General features: G+C 75.4%; 5 protein-coding genes. 4 read left to right on the top strand and 1 reads right to left on the bottom strand.

The window, feature by feature from the left end; all coding sequences use genetic code 11:
• Positions 1–120: 120 nt before the first annotated feature.
• The 4 genes from ACFVHO_RS06320 to ACFVHO_RS06305 all read left to right on the top strand — a co-directional run bounded on the left by ACFVHO_RS06320 (position 121) and on the right by ACFVHO_RS06305 (position 4095).
• Complete coding sequence (locus ACFVHO_RS06320; protein ID WP_385710801.1) at positions 121–510, top strand: hypothetical protein; 390 nt, start codon at positions 121–123, stop codon at positions 508–510.
• Positions 511–684: 174 nt separating this feature from the next.
• A complete protein-coding gene (locus tag ACFVHO_RS06315; protein WP_385710855.1) occupies positions 685–2010 on the top strand; it encodes a cytochrome P450 in 1326 nt (441 codons plus the stop codon).
• Positions 2011–2086: 76 nt separating this feature from the next.
• The gene (locus tag ACFVHO_RS06310) at positions 2087–3046 is read left to right on the top strand and encodes a helix-turn-helix domain-containing protein (protein ID WP_385710799.1); all 960 of its coding nucleotides are present in this window, start codon (positions 2087–2089) and stop codon (positions 3044–3046) included.
• A complete protein-coding gene (locus ACFVHO_RS06305; protein ID WP_385710797.1) occupies positions 3043–4095 on the top strand; it encodes a methyltransferase in 1053 nt (350 codons plus the stop codon). The genes ACFVHO_RS06310 and ACFVHO_RS06305 overlap by 4 nt, the downstream gene beginning before the upstream one ends.
• A gap of 117 nt (positions 4096–4212) precedes the next feature.
• On the opposite strand, the gene ACFVHO_RS06300 is transcribed toward ACFVHO_RS06305, so the two are convergent.
• Entirely contained in the window at positions 4213–17178 is a 12966-nt protein-coding gene (locus tag ACFVHO_RS06300) for an SDR family NAD(P)-dependent oxidoreductase (protein WP_385710796.1), read from the bottom strand.
• Between the last annotated feature and the right edge of the window lie 173 nt (positions 17179–17351).

The following is a 17351-nucleotide window of genomic DNA, read 5'->3' as shown; positions in this document are numbered from 1 at the left end:
GCCCGGGGCGCCGCCACCGGCTGCCCCACCTGCCGCAACGCGCGGGCCCGGACGGCTGACCCACCCGAATCGCCGCCCCAGCACCGCGCCGATGTCAGTGGCCCCTGCGAACGTGGACGCATGACCACCACCACGCGCGCCGCACCGGGCGACCTGGTCGCGGCCCTGCGACTGCCGGTGTGGAACACCCTGTCCGCGCGCGCCGAAGGCCTGCGCCGGGACCTGCCGACCCGTCCCGACGCACCGGCCGAGCGCTTCGCGTGGCTGCGTTCCCTCACCCCCGAGCAGGCCCGGGACGCGGCCCTCCTGGACCACCTCGACGCCCTCCGCGCACACCTCGACGGCAGGCCCGCCCTCGGCTACGCCCCCGACGACCCCCTGCCGGACGCCGCCCTGGAGGCCGCCGAGGGCTTCAACCCGCAGCTGACCGCGCTCATCACCCGCTATCGGGCGGCACGCGACGCCGCCCCCGCCGACCGCCCCGAAGGACGGCGGAGCGAACGGCTCTGACGGGTTCGCGAGCGGTCCGCACGGCCGGAGCGGCCGCAGGGGCCGGAGCGGCCGGAGCAGCCGGAGGGGCCGGTATCCGTGGATCGAATGGCTCGAATGGAGTGGAACTGGCCCGCGGGGTGGGGGTTTTCTGGTGGGGCGGCTGCACGAGGAGGAAATCCGGCCATGGGCATGATGAAGATTCCGGGCCCGGCGCCCCGGCCGGACGGCGGCGTGGCCGCCGTCACGGAGGCGGGCGGGCTGCACCAGTACCAACTGCGGCTGCACGCCGAGTACGGCCCCGTCGTGCGGTTCCAACTGCCCGGCGCGGAGACGGCCGTGTCCGTCGCCGACCCCGTGCTCCTCGAAGCCACCGCGCACCTCAACGAACGCCCCGACCAGCTGTTCGAGTTCCTCGCGCCGCTGTGCGAGGCGGACAACCTCCAGGTCCTCCCGGCCGCCGAGCACACGCCGTGGCGACGGATCCTCCTCTCCGTGTTCGCCGGACGCCCCTCCCACGAACGGCACTTCGCGACCTTCACCGCGCTGACGAAGGACCTCGCCGACCGCTGGGCCGTGCGGGGCGACAGCGAGCCCGTCGAGCTCCAGAAGGACCTCACCGCGCTCACCCTGCGGATGATCTGCGAGTACGCCCTCGGAGGCACCGGCGCCGCCGACCCCGACACCGTCATCACCGCGTTCGAGGACGTCCTCACCGAGTACCTGGGGCGGCTCTACCAAGCGCCGGTCCCCGGCACGCAGGAAGAACGCGCCGAGCGCGCGGAAGCGGCCCTGGCCCGGCTGCGCGCGACGGTCGACCAGGTGGTCGAGGCGCACCGCTCCGACGGCCGCGCGGACCGCAGCGACCTCATCGGAGCGCTCGTCGAGGCCGGTGAACAGCCCGCGCGCATCCGCGACACGGTCATGGCGACACTCCTCGCCGCCCACCACACCACGGGCGTGGCCGTCTCCTGGACCCTGCACCTGCTCGCCCGGCACCCCGACGTGACCGCGCGCGTCACCGACGAACTGGACCGCGTGCTCGGCGACCGCGCCGCGCCCGACTACACCGACCTGCGCCGGCTCACGTACCTGGACATGGTCCTCAAGGAGTCGATGCGGCTCTACCCGCCCGGGCCCTACGGCGCGCGGGAGACCACCGACGCCCTCGTCGTCGGCGACTACGAGATCCCCGCCGGGGCGACGGTCTTCTATCCCTTCTGGGCCGTCCACATGAACCCCGAGCACTGGCCCGAGCCAGAGCGGTTCGACCCCGAGCGGTTCACGCCCGAGGAGATCGCGAAACGGCCGCGGCTCGCCCACATCCCCTTCGGCATCGGGCCCCGCAGCTGCGAGGGCGCGAACCTGGCCGTGGTCGAGGCCGAACTGATCCTGGCCGTCCTGCTCAAACGCTTCCGGTTCCGGCCCGAGCCGGGCCACGAGGTGACGCCCGTCGAGCGGTTCGTGCTCTGGGCCGCCGACGACATCCGCATGCTGGTGAGCCCCCGCGTCCCCGCCTAGGGCGGGCAACGGCCCCAGGGCGGGGCGGGGAACATTCGTCCAAGACGAGCAGGCCGGAACCGGCCAGGGTGGGGGCATGGACGGCGTCGACCCCGAAGACGGCTGGGACACCGTGCGGCCCGTCGGCGGAGCCGCGGTGCGCGGGGTCCACATGGCCGGGTACCGCTCGCACGCGGGCGGACGCATCGACATGCGCGTGTTCCCGCAGCCGTTCGTGACCGTCGTCCTCGGCTTCGGCGACGCTCCGCTGCACGTCGAGGGCGGCTCGGGCCGAACGGTCCTGGACAGCGTCGTCGCGGGGCCCGTGCCCGGACCGACCCGCATCCGCTCAGGGCGGTTCTCCTGCGTCGAGCTGCGTCTGTCGCCCCTGGCCGCCTACGCGCTCATGGACACCGCGCCCGCCGACCTCCAAGGGACCGTGACCGGCCTGGAGGAGCTGTGGGGAGCGCGCGGGCGGCGGCTCGGCGAACGGATCAACGATGCCGGGGGCTGGCCGGAGCGGTTCGCCGTCGTCGACCGGTTCCTCGTCGAGCGGGCGGCGCGGGCGCCCTCCGCGGACGCGGAGGTGGCCGCGAGCTGGTCGGCCATCGTCGCCCGGCGGGGCCGGGTGCGGGTCGACGGCCTGGCGGCCGCGTGCGGGTGGAGCCGCAAGCGGCTGTGGGCCAGATTCACCGCCCAGGTCGGCCTCACCCCCAAACGCGCGGCGATGCTCGTCCGCTTCCACGGCGCGGCCCGGCGCCTGCGCGCGGGCGCGGACGTGGCCGAGGCCGCGCTGGCGTGCGGATACACCGACCAGTCCCACCTCCACCGCGATGTCCTCGCGTTCACCGGGTGCACGCCGGGTGAGCTGGCGCGGTGGACGACGTCCGCGGAGGCCGACGTCGACGGGGACGGCGACGGGGACAGCGGTGAGTGCAGGGGCGCGGACGCACAGGTCGAGGTCGCGCAGCGGACCGGCTCCGGCACACACGCCGAAGCGCACACGACGTACTGGGCGAAGCAGAAGACACACTTGGCGAAAGGGAAGACACAGTGACGAACGACGAGGCCCGGGAGACCACTCCCGACGACGCGCGCCTGGTCATCGAGTACGCCTTCGGCGGCGTGGCGGCGCAGACGATGCGCGCGGCCCTGCGGCTGGGGGTGGTCGAGCTGATCGGCGACAAGGAGATGGCGGCGGACGACGTGGCCGCCGAGGCCGCCGCGGCCCCGCAGTCCATGGCGCGGCTGCTGCGCGCCCTGGCCAGCATGGGCCTGCTGGAGGAACGCGCCGCGGGCACCTTCGCCGTCACGCCCGCCGGTGCCCTCCTCGACCCCGCGCGCCCCGGCTCCCTCGCGTCCATCGCCCGGATGTTCACCGACCCGATGATGCTGCGGGGCTGGGAGCAGCTGGACGAGAGCGTCCGCACCGGCGACGTCGCCTTCGACAAGGTCTTCGGGACGGACTTCTTCGGCCACCTCAAGCAACACCCGGACCTGTCGGCCGAGTTCAACACGGCGATGAGCCAAGGGACCCGGCAGACGGCCGCGGCGTTGCCGGGCGCCGTCGACTTCGGGCGGTTCAAGACGGTCATGGACATCGGCGGCGGCGACGGCACGCTGCTCGGCGCCGTGCTGCGGGAGCACCCCGCCGTCAACGGCGTCATCTACGACACCGAGGAGGGCCTGGCCCAGGCCCCGGCCACCCTGAGCCGGGACGGCCTCACCGACCGATGTTCCCTGGTGGTCGGGGACTTCTTCCGCTCGGTGCCCGAGGGCGCCGATCTCCACATGATGAAGAGCATCGTCCACGACTGGTCGGACGACCAGGTGGTCACGATCCTGAGCCACTGCCGCGCGGCGCTTCCGCCCGGCGGCCGCGTCCTGATCGTGGAGCCCGTCCTCTCCGAGATCGTCGACCCCGCGACCGCCGGGCGCATCTACCTGAGCGACCTGAACATGCTGGTGAACGTCGGCGGCAGGGAACGCACCCGCGCGGAGTTCGAGGAGGTGTGCCGCCGCGCCGGGCTCGCGGTCACGTCCGTCACGCCGCTGCCACAGGCCCCGCCGTTCCACGCCATCGAGGCCGAGGTCAGCGCCGACTGACGACGCGGCGGATCCGGTGGGCCCGGTGGGCTCAGCGGGCCCACCAGAGTCCAGACACGCAGGAGGCCCTGGTTCCGGGGGAAGTGCCACCCGGAACCAGGGCCGCTGTGTCGCGCCCTACGCGGAGTCGCCGGAGTCGCCGGGTTCGGCGCCCAGGGCGAGCCGCACCAACTCGTCGGTGCTCATCGCGTCGACGGCGCTGTCGTCGCCGGGACCCTCGACCCCGTCGGCTCCGTCAACTCCGTCGGCCCCGTCCGAGCCCGACGGCGCGCCTTGGTCCGCCGCGTCCCGCGGCCCGCCCGTCCCCACGACCAGGTCGACCGCGAGGCGGTCGGCGAGGGCGCCGGGGCTCGGGTGGTCGAAGACCAGGGTCGGAGGCAGCCGGACGCCGGTCGCCGTGCTGAGCCGGTTGCGCAGCTCCAGGGCCGTCAGCGAGTCGAACCCGAGGTCCTGGAACCGGCTCGCCGCCGCGACCCGCTCCGGAGCCGCGTGCCCGAGGACGGCGGCCACCTCGGCCCGCACGGCCTGCAGGATGATGTGCCGCTGCTCCTTGTGCGGCGCCGTGGACAGACGGCCGCGCAGCACGGCGGCCGGAGTCTCGGCCGGCCGCGCGCCGGCCGCCCGTGCCGGGGCCGCCGCCGGGGCAAGGGCCCGCAGGACCGGCGGGACGCTGCCGGAGTCGAGTCCGCGCAGGTCGAGCCGGGCCGGGGCCAGGACCGGCGCCCCGTCCGCCACCGCCGCGTCGAAGAGGGTGAGGCCCTCGTCGGCGGACAGCGGGGCGACACCGGACCGCGACAGGCGCAGCAGGTCCGCGTCCCCGAGCCCGGCGGCCATGTCCCCCTCGCCCGCCCACAGGCCCCACGCCAGCGACACCGCGGGGAGCCCCTCGGCGTGCCGCCGCCGCGCCAGGGCGTCGAGGAAGGTGTTGGCCGCCGCGTAGTTGCCCTGGCCCGCGGTGCCGAGCATGCCCGAGAGGGAGGAGAACAGGACGAACGCCGACAGGTCCAGGTGCCGGGTCAGCTCGTGCAGATGCAGGGCTGCGTCCGCCTTGGGCCGCAGGACGGCGTCCAGACGCTGTGGGGTGAGCCCTTCCACGGGCACGTCGTCGAGGACGCCCGCCGAGTGCACCACCGCGGTCGGCGGCTGCTCGAGCCCGTCCAGGAGCGCGGCCACGGCGGCCCGGTCGGCCGTGTCGCAGGCCGCGACGGTCACCTGCGCCCCGGCGGCCTCCAGCTTCGCCATGAACTCCTCGGCGCCCGGCGTGTCCAGGCCGCGCCGCCCGGTCAGCACGAAGCGGCGTACGCCGTGCAGCTCCGTCAGATGACGGGCCACGACCCGGCCCAGGGCGCCCAGACCACCGGTGATGAGTACGTTGCTGTGCTCGCCGAACGGCACCGCCGCGGTGTCGCCCGGCTGGTGCTCGCGCAGCCGCGGGGCGAGTGACGTACCGGCGCGGACGGCGAGTTGGGGTTCGTCGGAGGCGACGGCCCGCACGAGGGCGCGGACGGATTCGGGGTGGTCGTCGGTGTCGATCAGCGTGAACCGCCCCGGGTGCTCCGCCTGGGCGGAGCGGACGAGACCCCACACCGCGGCCCGCGCCGGGTCCGGGTGCTCGCCGTCGGCCGCGGCGACCGCGCCCCGGGTGAGCAGGACGAGGCGGCTCGCGGTGAACCGGTCCTCGGTGAGCCAGCGCTGGACGAGTTCGAGTACTTCGGCGGTGGCCGCCCCGGTGGGTCCGCCATGTTCGGTGGACCCACCGGGTGCGTGGGATCCGCGGGGTGCCGCGGACCCATTGGCTCCGCCCGGGAGGCCGGGCGCGCCGGATCCGATGAGGTCGCCGTGTGCGGCGGCCCCACCGAGCGTGAGGACGACGACGTCGGGCGCCGGGGCCCCGTCGTCGTGCGTGCGGAGCAGGTCGTCGAGGGCCGCGTGCGCGCGGACGGTCACGCCGCCCGCCCGCACGGTGTCGCGCAGCCCGTCCGTGCCCTGGCCGAGCAGCGCCCAGATGCCCGCCGGAGCGGACGTGGGCAGCTTCTGCTCCGTCCAGTCCAGGGCGAACAGCGCGGCGCTGTCGTCCGGTTGGCCCGTGCCGGGCGGCAGCTCGCGCAGGGTGAGCGCGTCGGCGCTGAGCAGCGGCGCGCCGGTCGCGTCGGCGATGAGGAGGGAGTACGTGTCGCCGCCGCCGTGCCGCAGCAACACGCGCAGGGGGGAGTCCTCGGTGCCGTTCATGGAGCCGGTGGCCCCGGCGCCGTCGGTGTGCAGCCTCAGGCCGCTGCACGCGAACGGGACGAGCAGCCGGTCGTCGTCCTGGGCGGCGCCGAGCAGGGAGTGCAGGGCGGCGTCGAGCGAGGCGGGGTGCGGCAGGAACCCGGCACCGAGCGCGCCCGTCGGCGCGCCGACCTCCGCGTACAGCTCGGCCCCGGCGCGCCACAGACGGCGCAGGCCCTGGAAGGCGGGGCCGTAGGTGTAACCGCGGTCGGCGAGGCGGGTGTAGAGGTCGTCGATCGGCACCGGGGCGGCCTGCCGGGGCGGCCAGGCGGTGAGGTCGGCAGGACCTCGCGCGGCCGCCGTCGACCCACCGGCCGCGTCGGATCCGCCGAGCCCGCCGACCCCGACGGCCCCGTCCGGATCCAGCGCGCCGGTGGCGTGCCGCGTCCACGGGGAGGCCGGCGCGCTCGCGGGCCGGGAGTAGAGCGCGAGGGAGCGGCTGCCGTCGTCTGCGGGCGCGCCGACGATGACCTGGACCGCGGCGGGTTCCGCGAGCGACAGCGGCTGTTCCAGGGTGAGGTCGGCCACCTGCGCCGCGCCGGTGCGCCGCGCCGCGTACAGGGCGAACTCCGCCATGGCGGCGCCCGGCAGCCGTACGGAACCGGCGATGACGTGATCGGCGAGCCACGGCTCGGCGTACGGGTCGAGGTTCCCCGTGAACAACAGGGCCTGCCCGTCGGCGAGTTCCACGCCGTCGTCGAGCAGCGGGTGGCCCTGGCCCGTGGCCGCCGCCGGGGAAGCCGGGGCGGTCGGGGCGCTCAGCCAGTACCGCTCGCGCTGGTAGGGATAGGTGGGCAGGGGCACCGTACGGCCGCCGGGGAAGAAGTCGCTCCAGTCGACGCCGGTTCCGCCGACGTGGGCGCGGGCCAGTGCCGTGGTGACGGTGCGGACCTCGTCGTGGCCGCGGCGCAGCAGCGGCGCGACGGTGACGTCCTCGCCCTCGCTGCCCCGGACCATGGCGGTGAGCACGGCGTCCGGGCCGACTTCGAGGAAGCCGGTGACGCCGTCCGCGGTGAGGTGGCGCACGCCGTCGAAGAAGCGGACGGTGCCGCGCAGTTGACGTACCCAGTAGTCCGGATCGGCCAGCTCGGCGGCGTCCGCGACGCGGCCCGTGACGTTGGAGACGATCGGGATACGGGGCGCCGCGTACGTCAACCGGGCCGCCACGGCACGGAAGTCGGCGAGGACGCCGTCCATGTGCGGCGAGTGGAAGGCGTGGCTGACGCGCAGCCGGGACGTGCGGCGGCCCTTGTCCCGCCAGACGCGGGTGAGTTCGAGGGCCGCTTCGACGTCTCCGGTGATGACGACGGACGTGGGTCCGTTCACGGCGGCGATGTCGAGGCGCTCGGCGTAGGGCGTGAGGGTCTCGCGCACCTCGTCCTCGGTGGCCTCGATCGCCGTCATCGCGCCGCCCGTCGGGGCGGACTGCATCAGGCGGCCCCTGGTGGTGACCAGGGTGCAGGCGTCGGTGAGGTCGAGGACGCCCGCGACGTGGGCGGCGGCTATCTCGCCGACGGAGTGGCCGAGGAGGTGGTCGGGAGTGATCCCGAAGTGCTCCATCAGCCGGAACAGGGCGACCTCGACGGCGAACAGGGCGGGCTGGGTGTACTGGGTCTCGTCGAGCAGGGCCGCCTCGGGGCTGCCCTCCTCGGCGAAGATCAGCTCGCGCAGGGCGATGCCCGCGACCGACTCCATCCGGTCGCAGATCTCGTCGAGGGCGGCGGCGAACACCGGGAAACGGGCGTGGAGTTCACGGCCCATCCCCGGCCGCTGGCTGCCCTGGCCGGTGAACAGGAACGCGGTGCGCACAGGTCCCGCCACGCCGCCGGTCACCACGTTCGCCGCCGCCTCGCCGGCGCGCAGGGCGTCGAGCCCGGCGAGCAGCTCCGCGCGGTCGGCCGCGAGGATCACGGCGCGGTCCGTGAGGGTGGCGCGGGACGCGGCGAGGGAGTGGCCGACGTCGAGGTCCGCCTGGCCGAGTGCCACCGCGTCGGGAGCCCCGACGACCCCGACGACCCCGGCTGCCCCGGCGGCTTCGGTGGACGCGACGGACGCCACGGACCGGATGGTCTGAGCGGACGCGTCGGACAAGGCGATCTCGGCGGACACGTCGCGCAGGACGGCCGCAGCGGACCCGTTGGCTCCGCCTGCTTCCGCGGCCCCGGCGGACGACTTGCCCGCCCCGGCCGCGAGCGGCCGCAACTGCGCCGCCTGCGCCCGCAGCGCCCCGGCACCCCGCGCCGACACCAGCCACGGCACGAGCCCCGGCCCGGCGGACATCCCGGACTCCGGCTGCTCGCCCCCCGGCTCCCCGGACCGCCCCGCGCGCTCGGGCGACTCGGCGACCACCGGTGCCTCTTCCAGGACGACATGGGCGTTCGTGCCGCTGACGCCGAACGACGACACACCGGCCCGCCGCGGCGCCGCGCCCGCCTCCCAGGGCCTGGCGTCCGTGAGCAGCGACACCGCGCCGGAGTCCCAGTCGACGTGCGGCGTCGGCTCGTCCACGTGCAGCGTGCGCGGCAGGGTGCCGTGGCGCATCGCCTGGACCATCTTGACGATGCCGCCGACCCCGGCCGCGGCCTGCGCGTGCCCGATGTTGGACTTCAGCGTGCCCAGGTACAGGGGCCGCTCCGCGTCCCGGTCCTGGCCGTACGTGGCGAGGAGCGCCTGCGCCTCGATCGGGTCGCCGAGCCGGGTGCCGGTGCCGTGCGCCTCGACGGCGTCGACGTCGGCGGGGGAGAGCCCGGCCTGGGCCAGGGCGTCGCGGATGACCCGCTCCTGCGAGGGGCCGTTGGGGGCGGTGAGGCCGTTGCTGGCGCCGTCCTGGTTGATGGCCGAGCCGCGCACGACCGCGAGGACCTCGTGGCCGTTGCGGCGGGCGTCGGAGAGCCGCTCCAGGAGCAGCACACCGGCGCCCTCGCTCCACGCGGTGCCGTCGGCCGTGCCCGAGAAGGCCTTGCAGCGGCCGTCGGGGGCGAGGCCGCGCTGGCGGCTGAACTCGATGAACGTGGCGGGCGCCGACATGACCGTGACGCCTCCGGCGAGGGCGTACTCGCACTCGCCGTTGCGCAGCGCCTGCGCCGCCAGGTGCGTGGCGACCAGCGACGAGGAGCACGCCGTGTCCACGGTGATGGCGGGGCCCTTGAGGCCGAGGGTGTAGGAGACGCGGCCGGACACCACGCTGGGCGAGTTGCCGGTGAAGCCGTACGCCTCCACGCTCTCCGGCGTGGCGCGGAGCCGTGACGTGTAGTCGCTGTACATCACGCCGCAGAACACACCGGTACGGCTGCCGTGCAGGGCCGTCGGCGCGATGCCCGCGCTCTCCACGGCCTCCCAGCTGGTCTCCAACAGCAGCCGCTGCTGCGGGTCCATGCCCGCCGCCTCGCGCGGGCTGATGCCGAAGAACTCGGGGTCGAAGCGGTCCGCGTCGTACAGGAAGCCGCCGTGCCGGGTGTAGGACTTGCCGGGCCGCTCGGGGTCCGGGTCGTAGAGGTTCTCGACGTCCCAGCCGCGGTTCTCCGGGAACGGGCCGATCGCGTCGGTGCCGTCGGAGACGAGCCGCCACAGGTCGTCCGGGGTGCGGACGTCGCCGGGGTAGCGGCAGGCCATGCCGACGATCACGATCGGGTCGTCGTCGCGGACGGTGGCCGGGGCGGCGCCTGGTGCGCCGGGGCGGGCGGCGGGAGCCTGGTCGAGCCGGGACACGATGTGGTCGGTGAGGGCGGACGGGGTGGGGTGGTCGAAGACCACGGTGGCCGACAGCTTGAGGCCGGTGGCCGTGCCGAGGCGGCTCCGCAGCTCGAGGCCCGACAGGGAGTCGAGGCCCAGCTCCCGGAACGCCGCGTCCGGGGCGATGCCCGCGGCGCTCGGCAGCGCGAGCACGGCGGCCACCGTCGAGGCGACCAAGTCCTGTACGGCGCGGCGGCGTTCGGCCTCCGGAAGCGCGGCCGTGCGCGCGGTCCACGAGTCCGCGCCGGTCCCGGCGCCGCCGTCCGCGGCGCGGCGGCGGGAGCGGGTGCGGGGCACCAGGGTGCGCAGGAGCGCGGGCGCGGTCGTGTCGGGAGCGCGCAGCGCCGCCACGTCCAGCTCGACCGGGACGAGCAGCGGCTCACCCGAGGCCAGGGCCGCGTCGAACAGCTCCATGCCGCGCTCGGCCGACAGCGGCAGGATGCCGTTGCGGCTCCAGCGCGCCACGTCCGCGTCGGACAGCTTCGCGGCCATGCCCCCGGCCGCCGCGTCCCACATCCCCCAGGCCAGCGACGTCGCGGGCAGGCCGTGGGCGCGCCGGTGCTGGGCCAGCGCGTCCAGGTGGGCGTTGGCCGCGGCGTAGGCGCCCTGGCCGGGGTTGCCGAGGAGCCCGGCGATGGAGGAGAACACCACGAACGCGGCCAGGTCCAGTTCCGCGGTGAGTTCGTGCAGGTGCCTGGCGCCGTCGGCCTTGGCGGCGAGGACCCGGTCGACGTCGTCGGGACGCAGGTTGTCGAGCGTGGCGTCGGCGAGGACGCCCGCCGTGTGCACCACGGCCGTCAGCGGGTGCTCCGTCGGTACGGCGGCGAGGACCTCGGCCAGCCGCTCCCGGTCCGTGACGTCGCAGGCGACGACGGTCGCGGTGACGCCCGAACCGGCCAGTTCCGCGACCAGTTCGGGGGCGTGCCCGCTGCGGCTGCACAGCAGCAGGTGCCGCACCCCGTGCCGGGCGGCCAGGTGCCGGGCGACGAGTCGGCCGAGGCCCCCGGTGCCGCCGGTGACCAGGACGGTGCCGTCCGGGTCGAGCGTAACCTCCGCGTCCTCGGGGACGGAGGTGCGGGTGAGGCGGGGTGCGTGCAGTGTGCCGCCGCGCAGGGCCAGTTGGATCCCGTCGGCCACGGCGAGGGCGGCGGCGGTGTCGATCCCGGTGGAGCCGTGGCCCTCGGCGGAACCGCCGTCGCCGCTGTCGCCGCTGTCGCCGCCGTCGGTGTCCAGGAGGGCGAAGCGGCCCGGGTGTTCGCTCAGCGCGGTGCGCAGCAGCCCGTGCACGGCGGCCCCGGGCAGATCGCGGACGTCCTCGCCGGACGCGGTGGCGACGGCCTCGCGGGTCAGGAACAGGAACGTGGTCGACTGCAGCCGCTCGTCGGCGAGGCAGCGCTGCACGGTGGCGAGGGTCCGGCGGACCGCGTCCCCGGTCGCCGTCAAGTCCTCGCGCCGGTCTTCGGGGGTGCGGTACGGGAGTACGAGGACGTCGGGAGCGGGTTCGCCGGAGGCCAGGGCGGCGTCCAGGGAGTCGAGGTCCTGGTGGGCCGTGCCGGTGAGGCCGGAGGCGCCGTCGCCGAGGACGGCCCAACGGCCGCTGCGGGGTGTGTCGTTGACGGCCGGGACCGGGTGCCACTCCAGCTGCTGCAGGCCCTCGCGGACACTGCCGCCCCCTGCGGCGATCCGGTCGAGCGGCACCGGGCGCATCGTGAGCGAGTCCACGGTGAGCACGGGCTGCCCGGCGGGGTCGGTGGCCTCGAGGACGACGCCGTCGCCCTCGCCGGGGGTGAGCCGGACGCGCAGCCGGGTGGCTCCGGCCGCGTGCAGGGTGACGCCGTCGTACGAGAACGGCAGGCGCAGCGCGCCCGGTGCGTCGGGCTCACCGAGCAGCAGGGCGTGCAGGGCGGCGTCGAGGAGTGCGGGGTGCAGGCCGTACTCCGCGGCCTCGGCGTGCTGTTCGTCGGGCAGCGCCACCTCGGCGTACAGGTCGGAGCCCGACCGCCAGGCGGCCCGCAGCCCCTGGAACGCCGGGCCGTACGCGTATCCCAGGTCGGCCAGGCGGGCGTACAGACCCTCGTGGTCGAGCGGCCGGGCGCCGGGCGGCGGCCAGCTCTCCCGCCCGTCGGACGCGGGCGCGGGCGCTCCGGCCGCGGCGAGGACGCCCGAGGCGTGCAGCATCCACTCGCCCTCGCCCCACACGGACCCCTCCGCCGCCGGGTCCCGGCGCGAGTGGATGGCGACGGAGCACTCCCCGGAGTCGTCCGGGGGTCCCACGGTGAGCTGGAGGCGGATGCCGTCGTCGGGCAGGCGCAGCGGCTCTTCGAGGACGAGCTCCCGCAGGCCCCCGAGCCCGGCCCGGTCGCCCGAGGCGACGGCGAGTTCCACGAGCGCCGCGCCGGGCACCAGGACGGAGCCCGCGATGCGGTGCTGGGCGAGCCAGGGGTGCGTGTGCGCCGAGAGCCGCCCGGACAGGAGAAGGCCGTCGCCCCCGGCGAGGCTCGTCATGCCGCCGAGCAGCGGATGCCCCGCCGACTCCAGGCCGAGGCCGGTGGCGTCGCCCGTGGGCGCGGGGGTGTCGAGCCAGTAGCGGCGGCGCTGGAAGGCGTACGTGGGCAGCACGGTCCTGCGGGCGCCGGGGAACAGCGCGCCGGAGTCCACGGGGGCCCCGTGCAGCGCGAGGTGGGCGAGCGCGGTGGCGAAGGCCTGTGCCGCGGGGCGGTCGGGGCGCAGCACGGCGACCGGCTGCGGTCCCTCCTCGCCGAGGCAGGCCCGGGCCATCGCAGCGAGCACGGGCGCCGGGCCCAGCTCGACGTACGTCGTGACCTTCTCGTCCCGCAGGGTGCGGACGCCGTCGGCGAACCGGACGGTGTGCCGCAGGTGCCGCACCCAGTACTCGGGGTCGGCCAGCTCCTCGGCGGTGGCGACGCGGCCGGTGACGTTGGAGACCACGGGGATGCGGGGCGGCGCGTACGTCAGCCCGGCGGCCACCTCGCGGAACGCGTCGAGGACCCCGTCCATGTGCGGCGAGTGGAAGGCGTGACTGACCTTGAGGTCGGTGGTGCGGCGGCCCTTCTCCCGGAAGGACGCGGCGAGTTCGGCGGCGGCGTCGGTGTCTCCGGTGACGACGACGGAGCCGGGGCTGTTGACGGCGGCGATGTCGAGGCGCCCGGTGTAGGGGGCCAGGGCCTCGCGTACCTCGTCCTCGGTGGCCTCGATCGCCGTCATCGCGCCGCCCGCCGGGGCGGACTGCATCAGGCGGCCCCTGGTGGTGACCAGGGTGCAGGCGTCGGCGAGATCGAGGACGCCCGCGACGTGGGCGGCGGCGATCTCGCCGACGGAGTGGCCGAGGAGGTGGTCGGGAGCGATCCCGAAGTGCTCCATCAGCCGGAACAGCGCGACTTCCAGCGCGAACAGGGCGGGCTGCGTGAACTCCGTCCGGTGCAGGCGGGCGTCGTCCGCGGCGAACACCACGTCCTTGAGAGGCACCTCGAGATGCCGGTCCAACTGCGCGCACACCGCGTCGAAGGCGGCCGCGAACACCGGCTGGGACTCGTACAGTTCACGGCCCATGCCGTGGCGCTGGCTGCCCTGCCCCGTGAACAGGAACGCCGTCCGGCCGCTGTTCGCGGCCGCGCCCGTCGGACCGCGCACCACGTCGGCGGAGGGCGCGCCGTCCGCCAGCGCCGCCAGGCCGCCGAGGAAGCCCTCGCGGTCCTGGGCGACGACGGCGGCGGTGTGCGCGAAACGCGTGCGCGCGGTGGCGAGCGTCAGGCCGATGTCCGCGAGGGCGGCCCGCTCGGCGTGCTCGGGGTGCCCTGCCTGCTCGGCGACGAAGGCATGCAGACGGGCCGCCTGGGCGCGCAGGGCGTCCTCGGTGCGGCCGGAGAGGAGCCAGGGGGCGGCCGGGATGCTCACGCTGTCTGCGCTGTCTGCGCTCTCTGCGCCGTCCGACCCGCTCGCGTCAGCAACCGATCCGCTCTCGGCGGCCACCCCGTCGGCATCGTCCCCGACCGCCTCACCCGGCACGGCCCCCTCCACCGGCGCCTGCTCCAGGATCACGTGCGCGTTGGTGCCGCTGATGCCGAAGGAGGACACCCCGGCCCGCCGGGGACGGCCGGTCTCGGGCCAGGACAGCGCCTCCGACAGGGGGCGCACCGCGCCGGCGCTCCAGTCGACGTGCGACGAGGGCCGGTCGAGGTGGAGGCTGCGCGGCAGGGTGCCGTGGCGCATCGCCTGGACCATCTTGACGATGCCGCCGACCCCGGCCGCGGCCTGCGTGTGCCCGATGTTGGACTTCAACGAGCCGAGGTACAGCGGCTGTTCGTCCGCGCGTCCTTGTCCGTACGTGGCGAGGAGTGCGCCGGCCTCGATCGGGTCGCCGAGCCGGGTGCCGGTGCCGTGCGCCTCGACCGCGTCGACGTCGGCGGGGGAGAGCCCGGCGGCGGCGAGCGCGGCGTGGATCACGCGCTCCTGGGCCGGACCGCTCGGCGCGGCGAGGCCGTTGCTTGCGCCGTCCTGGTTGATGGCGGAGCCGCGCACGACGGCCAGGACCTCGTGGCCGTTGCGGCGCGCGTCGGAGAGCCGCTCCAGGAGCAGCACACCCACGCCCTCGGCCCAGCCCGTGCCGTCCGCGTCCTCCGCGAAGGCCTTGCAGCGGCCGTCGGGGGACAGCCCGCGCTGACGGCTGAACTCGACGAACATGCCTGGGCTCGACATCACCGTCACGCCGCCCGCGACCGCCAGTTCGCAGTCACCGGAGCGCAGCGCCTGCGCGGCCATGTGCAGGGCCACCAGGGACGAGGAGCAGGCGGTGTCCACGGTGACGGCGGGGCCGCGCAGACCGAGGGTGTAGGCGACGCGGCCGGAGAGGACGCTGGTGAAGTTGCCGGTGAGCAGGTACCCGCCGGCCTTGTCGTCGGCCTCGTGCAGACGCGGGCCGTAGTCCTGCGCGAGCGCGCCCAGGTACACGCCGGTGTCGGTGTCGTCGAGGGCGGCCGGGTCGACCCCGGCCCGCTCCAGGGCCTCCCACACGGTTTCGAGGACGAGGCGCTGCTGCGGGTCCATGCCGAGGGCCTCGCGGGGGCTGATGCCGAAGAACTCGGCGTCGAACTCGTCCGCGTCGTGCAGGAATCCGCCCTGGCGCGTGTAGGAGCGGCCCGCGCGGTCCGGGTCGCCGTCGAAGAGGGTGTCCAGGGGCCAGCCGCGGTTGACGGGGAAGCCGGAGATGACGTCACGCTCGTCCACGACGAGCTGCCACAGGTCCTCCGGCGAGGTCACGTCGCCGGGGAAGCGGCACGCCATGGAGACGATGGCGATGGGCTCGTCCGCGTCGGTGCTCCGCCGGGCCGCGGGTGCCGTGGGCCTCGTGGCATCCGCGGTGCCGGTCAGCTGCGCGGCGAGGTGCTGGGCGAGGCGCTCCGGTGTCGGGTGCGCGAAGACGATGGTCACCGGCAGGCGCATCCCGGTGGCGTCGACCAGGCGGTTGCGCAGTTCCACCGCGCGTACGGAGTCGAAGCCGAGGTCCTTGAACGCCCCGGTGTCGTCGAGTTCCGCGTCCGCGTCGAGGCCGAGGACCGCGGCGATCTCGGCACGTACGACGTCGAGGAGGCGGGCCACGGTCTCCTGCGCGGACTCGTCGGCCGAGGCGTCCGCTCCGTTCGGAGCGTCGGCGTCCGGTACCGGGTCGGCGAACGGCAGGACGGACTCGGGCAGTTCGACGGGCTTCGCGTCCGGGCCGAACGCGGGCCGCCAGTCCACCGTGGCGCCCCCGGCGTGCAGGCGGGCCACCGAGGTGAGGAACCGGCGGGTCCCGGGCTCGCGGCGCCGCAGCGACTCCACCACGACGGCGTCCGACCGGAGGTCGTCCAGGGTCTGCTGGAGCGCCATGGTGAGGACCGGGTGCGGGCTGACCTCGATGAAGGCGTCGTGGTCCGCCGCCAGGGCGCGGGTCGACTGCTCGAACAGGACCGTGCCGCGCAGATTGGCGTACCAGTACGCGGCGTCGAGCCCGGCCGTGTCGAAGTAGTCGCCGGTCGCGGTGGAGTGGAAGGGCACGTTCCCCGAGCGCGGCCGCACCGGCGCGAGCCCGGTCAGCATCTCCTCGCGGATGGCCTCGATGTGCGAGGAGTGGGCCGCGAGGTCCACGGGGATCCGCCGGGCCCGCACGTCCTCGGCGGCGAACTCCTCGAGGAGCACGTCGATCACGTCACGGTCGCCGGAAAGGACCACGGACTGCGGCCCGTTGACCGCGGCGACGGAGAGGCGGTCGCCCCACCGGGCGACCTTCGTGTCCAGGTACGCCCGCGTGGCCGTCACCGAGATCATCCCGCCGAGGCCCGCGAGCCGCGCCTGCGCCTTGCTCCACAGCGACACCACCCGCGCCCCGTCGTCCAGGGACAGGCCGCCCGCGACCACGGCCGCCGCGATCTCGCCGACGCTGTGCCCGAGCACCGCGGCCGGCCGCACCCCGAAGGACCGCCACAGCTCGGCCAGGCCCACCATCACGGCGAACAGGGCGGGCTGCACCACGTCGTCGCGGTCCAGGGACGCCGCGTCGGGCGTACCGCGCAGCACGTCCTCCAGGGACCAGTCGATGTACGGGGCGAGCGCGCGGGTGCTCGCGTCGACCGAGGCACGGAACACGTCGGAGTCGTCGAGGAGTCCGGCCGCCATGCCGAGCCACTGCGGGCCCTGGCCGGGGAAGACGAACACGGCCCGGTCGAGCGCCCCGGCGACCCCGCTGATCCGGGTGGCGCTGCGGCCGCCCTCGGCGAGCGCCGTCAACTCCTCGACGAGTCGGCCCTCGTCGTCGGCCCACAGGACGGCCCGGTGCCGCGCCGACGTCGGTGCGCGCCCGGCGTGCTCCTCGGCGGCGTCGGGGGGAGCGGAGGCGTGGGCGGCCGCCAGGGACAGGCCGAGGTCCCGCACCGCGGGCCGGTCCTCGGCGTGGAGCGCGAGCAGCCGCTCCGCCCGCGTGCGTACGGCCTCCGGGGTGGCCCCGGAGACGACCAGCGGGATCGTGCCGCTGCGGAAGAGGGGTTCCCCGGCGGGCCCGGCATCGGTGCGCGTGCGGTCGGCAGACACGGTTCTACTCGCTCTCGGTCTAGGCGGATGCCGTGCGGCGGCACGGGGCGGAAGGGGCGGCCGTGGCGGAACTCGTCGGAGCGGTCCGAAAGAAGGCCGTGCGGTATTTGGGCGGCGTTATTTCTCCGTCAGGAAATCGCGGGGGCCCGGTCCAGGTCCAAAAACTCTGGGTC

Source organism: Streptomyces sp. NPDC127108 (assembly GCF_042677545.1).
Classification (GTDB): Bacteria; Actinomycetota; Actinomycetes; order Streptomycetales; family Streptomycetaceae; genus Streptomyces.
The sequence above is the reverse complement of the archived record's forward strand: the minus strand, read 5'-3'. Positions and strand labels throughout refer to the sequence as shown.

Excerpts from the sequence above, each read along its gene's own strand:
- ACFVHO_RS06315 (WP_385710855.1), top strand. The coding sequence starts at position 685 with ATGAAGATTCCGGGCCCGGCGCCCCGGCCGGACGGCGGCGTGGCCGCC.
- ACFVHO_RS06310 (WP_385710799.1), top strand. The coding sequence starts at position 2,087 with ATGGACGGCGTCGACCCCGAAGACGGCTGGGACACCGTGCGGCCCGTC.
- ACFVHO_RS06320 (WP_385710801.1), top strand. The coding sequence starts at position 121 with ATGACCACCACCACGCGCGCCGCACCGGGCGACCTGGTCGCGGCCCTG.